Below are 5505 nucleotides of genomic sequence, written 5' to 3' on the forward strand. Positions count from 1 at the left end.
GGCGGCGATGCCAAGGCCGATCCCAAGGGCGTCGTCGCGCGCATGACGGCCACGCCGCTGGCCTTCCGCAAGGCCGACCAGCCGCTCGCCAAGGGCGAGCGCATCTACTCGATGGGCAACCCGCACGACGTCGCCTTCGCCGTGGTCGAGGGCACCTACAACGGCCTGGTCGAGCGCAGCTTCGATCCGCTGATCTACTACTCCGGCTCCATCAACCCCGGCATGAGCGGCGGCCCGGTGCTGGACGAGGACGGCGAGATCGTCGGCATCAACGTGTCGACGATGATCTTCGCGCAGCAGATGAGCTTCCTGGTGCCGGCGCAGCACGCCGCCGCGCTGCTGGCGCGCAGCCGCGACGCCGCGCCGATGAAGGGCGCGGCCTGGCCCAAGCTGCGCGAGCAGCTGATGGCCTACCAGGAGGAGCTGTCGCGCAACTTCCTGGCCCAGCCCTGGCGCACGCTGACGCACCCGCGCTACCGCTTCCCGATCCCGCAGGAGCAGTACATGCGCTGCTGGGGCAGCGGCACCTCCGCGGACGCGCAGGGCCTGCAGATGCAGCGCACGCAATGCCGGATGGAGCACGCGCTGTTCATCAGCGAGTCCCTGCAGACCGGCTACTTCGGCGTGACCGAGGAGGTCTACGACGGCAGCAAGCTGGGCGCGGTCCGCTTCTCGACGATCTATTCGGCCAGCTTCCGCAACGAGCGCCTGGGCGGTCCCGACCGCGACCGCACCGCGCCGTACTGCCGCGAGGACTTCGTCCAGCAGAAGGACGGCCCGCCGCTGCGCGCGGTCGCCTGCCTGCGCGCCTACCGCAAGCTCGACGGGCTGTTCGACCTGACGGTGCTGGTCACCAACGTCGACGCCGCGACCGAGGGCGCGCTGGGCCGCTTCGACGCCCGCGGCGTCAGCTTCGCGAATGCCACCCAGCTGACGCGTCATTACCTGCAAGGATTCGCATGGACGCGGTGATCGAGATCGTCGACCGGGACGGTCATTGCCGGGAAACCCACAAGGTGCGGGCCTGGCCGCTGCGCATCGGGCGCTCGCCCGACTGCGACCTGGTGCTGGCCGATCCGCACCTGGCCGGCGCCCATGCGCTGCTGCACTGGGACGACGCCGGGACGGATGCGGCGCCGGCCGCCTCGGGCCCGGTGCTGGAGCTGCTGCCCAGCCACAACGGCGGCTGGCTCGACGGCGACCGGATCGCCGCCGGCAGCCGCGCGGCCTGGCCGTCGTCGGCGCTCCTGCGCTGGCGCAGGTCGGCCTGCAGCGCCTCGTCCTCGAGCGCGGTCGGCCCCGCGCCGCGTCCTCCCTCGAGGACGTGATGCTCAACAACCGCCTGCGCGGCGCGCTCGCGCTGCGCCGGCTTGAGGCCCGCCAGCTCGTCCAGCGACGACAGGCCCTGCAGCCAGGCGGCGAAGCCGGGCAGCGGCGACAGCGTGCAGAACTGCTTGATCCGCGGCAGCTCGCGCTTGAGGTGCTCGGCGACGCGCTTGATCAGGAAGTTGCCCAGCGACACGCCGCGCAGGCCCGGCTCGCAGTTGCTGATCGAGTAGAAGACGGCGGTCTTGTAGCTGCTGGCCGGCAGCGGCTCGGCGCGCTTGGCGATCAGCGGCGCGATCGCGTCCGGCATGTCCGCCAGCAGCGCGACCTCGACGAAGATCAGCGGCTCGCTGGGCAGCTGCGGATGGAAGAAGGCGAACAGCCGCCGGTCCGGCAGCAGGCGCCGGCGCAGGTCGTCCCAGCCGTCGATCGCATGCACCGCCTCGTGGTGGATGACCTGCTCCAGCAGCCGCGCGGGCGAGTTCCAGTCCACCTGCCGCATCTCCAGGAAGCCCGGGTTGAACCAGGAGGACAGCAGGTGCAGCAGGTCGGCGTCGACCATGCGCCAGTCGGGATGGGCCTTGAGGCCCTCCAGCAGCCGGCGCCGCATCCGCACCAGGGTGCCGGTGCCGCCCGGCGCCCGGTTCAGGCGCCGGAACAGCTCCTGCCGGGGCGGCTCGCTGAGCTCGGTGAGCGCGCGCAGCGTCTCGGTGCCGGGCGCGTCGGCGTAGGCCTGCGCGGCGCGCAGCACGGCGGCCGGCTCGGGATTGAAATCGGCGGCCAGCTTGTCGAAGACAGCCGGCCAGGCGGGCGCAGGCAGCGCGCCCATGCGGCCGATCAGGTCCTGCGCCAGGCCCAGGCTGTTGGCCTGGCCGCGCTCGGACAGGAGCTTGCGCGCCAAGGCCAGTACCTGCCTTGCCGCGCGCGCCGAAGTCCAGGAGTCCACGATGGCCATGAGGGCGGTTTATAGCTGGATCGGCCGCGACGCGGGCAGGCCGCCGCCTCAGGGAATCCCCAGGGCGGGCGTGCGGGCGGGATGGCCCTCGCACCGCCGGGCCGGCTGCTACATTGCCTCGCATCAGATCCGAGGCGGCCTCACGCAGTGGCGGCTCGACCCGGACACGGCCCCGGAAACGGCCCCGAACACGGCCCCGGACAGGGCCCGGACGCTTCGCCCAGGAGCGGCCTGGGTGCAGCCAAGGAGACAAGCCATGAACGACATTCCGCAGGATGCCGACGCGGTGCTGCGGCTGGCGGCGCAGTCGATGTTCGACGTGCTGGCCAGCACGGCCCAGGGCGCGATGGTGGTGAACCGCGCGCACCGCGTCGTCTGGATCAGCGAGGGCTACAAGCGCTTCCTGCCGGCGCTGGGCTTCCGCGACGAGTCCGAGTTCGTCGGCCGCCGCGTCGAGGAGGTCGTGCCCAACACGCTGATGGCGCAGGTCATCGACACCGGCCAGCCCATCCTGGTGGACCTGCTGACCAACAAGGCGGGCACCTTCCTCGTCAGCCGGCTGCGCTGCGCGGCCCGGGCGGCGAGGTGATCGGCGCGATGGGCATGGTGCTGCTCGACCATCCCGAGACGACGATGCAGCCGCTGATGAACAAGTTCGCCTGCCTCCAGGCGGAGCTCGACGAGACGCGTCGCCAGCTGGCCGCCGAGCAGTCGCGCAACCGCCGGCCCAAGCACCGCATCATCGACTTCGTCGGCGCGAGCCCCGCGGCGGTCGAGGTCAAGCGGCAGGCGCGCCGCGTCGCGCAGGCCGATGCGACGGTGCTGCTGCTGGGCGAGACCGGCACCGGCAAGGAGCTGCTGGCCCATGCGATCCACGCGGCCTCGCGGCGGGCGGGCAAGCCGCTGGTGTCGGTCAACATCGCCGCGGTCCCGGAGACGCTGCTGGAGGCCGAGTTCTTCGGCGTCGCGCCCGGCGCGTACACCGGCGCCGAGCGCAAGGGACGCGACGGCAAGTTCCGGTTGGCCGATGGCGGCACGCTGTTCCTCGACGAGATCGGCGACATGCCGCCCGCCTTGCAGGCCAAGCTGCTGCGCGTGCTGCAGGAGCAGGAGCTCGAGCCGCTGGGCAGCAACGAGGTGGTCAAGGTCGACGTGCGCGTCATCGCCGCCACCAGCCGCGACCTCGAGGCCATGGTGCGGCGCGGGGAATTCCGTGCCGACCTGTTCTACCGGCTCCATGTGCTGCCGATCCGCCTGCCGTCGCTGCGCGAGCGGGCCGAGGACATCGAATCGCTGGTCGAGGTGCTGCTCGAGGACATTGCCCGCCGCGGCGGACTGGCGCCGAAGACGCTGAGCCCCGCGGCGCTGCGCGCGCTGACGGCGCGCTCCGAACTGTCGTCGGTGCATGTGCTCTTCGGTGACGAGCAGGACCAGCGCGCGCTCACCGGCGACGACTGGCTGGCGCGGCAGCAGGTGCAGTTCCACTGGACGGGGGACGGCGAGCCGCGCGCCTTCGCCGACTACCTCGCGACGCTGCAGCGCGAGAAGCGAAAGAAGATCCAGCAGGAACGGCGCAAGGTCGCCGAGGCCGGCATCCGCTTCGAGACCCTGCGCGGCGCCGCGATCACGGCGGCGGACTGGGACTTCTTCTACGAGTGCTACACGCTGACCTACCTGGCTCATCGCAACAAGCCCTACCTGACGCGCGACTTCTTCGCGCGCATGGCGACGGACATGCCGGCGCACTGGCTGATGTTCGTGGCCCGCGACGATCAGGGCGAGCGCGTCGCGGCCTCGCTGGTGGCGATCGACGAATCGCAGCGCGCCGCGTATGGGCGCTACTGGGGCTCGACGCGCTACATCCCCCACCTGCATTTCGACGCCTGCTACTACCAGCCGCTGGCCTGGTGCCTGGAGAACGGCTGGCGCCGCTTCGAGGGCGGCGCGCAGGGCGAGCACAAGATGGCGCGCGGCTTGATGCCGGTGGCGACGCATTCGGCGCACTGGCTGGCGCATCCGCAGTTCCGGGAGGCGGTCGCCGATTTCCTCCAGCGCGAGGGCCAAGCGATGGACGAGTACATCGACGAGCTGGAGCGGCATCAGCCGTTCAAGGCCGCCGGCGGCTGAGCGCGGGACGATCGCGGAACGCGCGCGAACCGGCCGCGCAATGAAAAGCGCCCCGGTTGAATCGGGGCGCTTCCTGCGTCGAGGCCGCGGACCGCCGCGCTGGGCGGCGGCTGCGGCAAGCGGGCCTCAGCCCTGCTGCGCCTTCGCGTAGTTGGCCAGGCCGTCGGTGATTTCCTTCTTGGCGGCCTCGGGGCCTTCCCAGCCCTTGACCTTCACCCATTTGCCGGCTTCCAGGTCCTTGTAGTGCTCGAAGAAGTGCTGGATCGCCTTCAGGCGCATCTGGTTGATGTCCTCGGGCTTGGTCCAGTGCTCGTAGATCGGCAGGATCTTGGTCGTCGGCACGGCCAGCAGCTTGGCGTCGCCGCCGGCTTCGTCGTCCATCTGCAGCACGCCGATGGCGCGGCAGGTCACCACCACGCCGGGGGTCAGCGGGAACGGCGTGATCACCAGCACGTCCACCGGATCGCCGTCATCGGCCAGCGTCTGCGGGATGTAGCCGTAGTTGCAGGGGTAATGCATGGCCGTCGTCATGAAGCGGTCGACGAACAGCGCGCCGCTTTCCTTGTCGACCTCGTACTTGATCGGGTCAGCGTTCATCGGGATCTCGATGACGACGTTGAACTGCTCGGGCGCCTTCGCGCCGGGGGTGACTTTGTGCAGGCTCATGGTGGTGGACGGCGAGTGAATCCGGAGGAATCCGGGAAAACCGCGATTCTAGAGGGTCGCCTGAACCGGCACTGACGCCCTCCCCCATCACGCAGGGTCGCCCCCCGTTGGGGCGCCCCGCCGCGCCACCTCAGGTGGTGAGGCTGTGCGCCGGCCGCTCGCCGGCCAGCGCCTGGGCCAGGCTGTCCAGCACCATCTGTCCCATCGCCGCGCGCGTCTCTTCGGTGGCGCTGGCGCGGTGGGCCTGCAGCATGACGTTGTCCATGTCCAGCAGCGCCGGCGGCACGTTGGGCTCGTCCGCGAAGACGTCCAGGCCGGCACCGGCGATGCGCCGCTCCTGCAGCGCGCGGACCAGGTCCGCCTCCTTCACCAGCCGGCCGCGCGCGACGTTGATCAGGAAGCCGCGCGGGCCCAGCGCGTCCAGCACCGCC

At 71.1% G+C, this 5505-nt stretch carries 4 protein-coding genes and 2 pseudogenes; 3 read left to right on the forward strand and 3 right to left on the reverse strand.

The window, feature by feature from the left end:
• Positions 1 to 972: serine protease (locus tag FUT87_RS16260; RefSeq protein ID WP_147241689.1), on the forward strand; the 972-nt coding region annotated here is incomplete at its 5' end.
• On the forward strand, positions 960 to 1328 hold the full coding sequence (locus tag FUT87_RS31740) for an FHA domain-containing protein (RefSeq protein ID WP_404935411.1): 369 nt from the start codon (positions 960 to 962) through the stop codon (positions 1326 to 1328). The genes FUT87_RS16260 and FUT87_RS31740, both read left to right, overlap by 13 nt.
• Positions 1329 to 1399: 71 nt before the next feature.
• Here FUT87_RS31740 and FUT87_RS16270 read toward each other — a convergent pair.
• A pseudogene (locus FUT87_RS16270) lies at positions 1400 to 2281 on the reverse strand (malonyl-CoA decarboxylase domain-containing protein); the annotation flags it as partial.
• A gap of 256 nt (positions 2282 to 2537) precedes the next feature.
• Here FUT87_RS16270 and FUT87_RS31745 point away from each other — a divergent pair.
• Positions 2538 to 4408: pseudogene (locus FUT87_RS31745) on the forward strand (GNAT family N-acetyltransferase).
• 126 nt (positions 4409 to 4534) lie between these two features.
• Here FUT87_RS31745 and ppa read toward each other — a convergent pair.
• On the reverse strand, positions 4535 to 5074 hold the full coding sequence (gene ppa, locus FUT87_RS16280) for an inorganic diphosphatase (RefSeq protein WP_091722714.1): 540 nt from the start codon (positions 5072 to 5074) through the stop codon (positions 4535 to 4537).
• A 130-nt stretch (positions 5075 to 5204) separates the two neighbouring features.
• Positions 5205 to 5505, reverse strand: a 301-nt coding sequence (locus FUT87_RS16285; protein WP_310735227.1) for an NAD(P)-dependent oxidoreductase, incomplete at its 5' end; no start/stop codon positions are given.

Source organism: Mitsuaria sp. TWR114 (assembly GCF_007997345.1).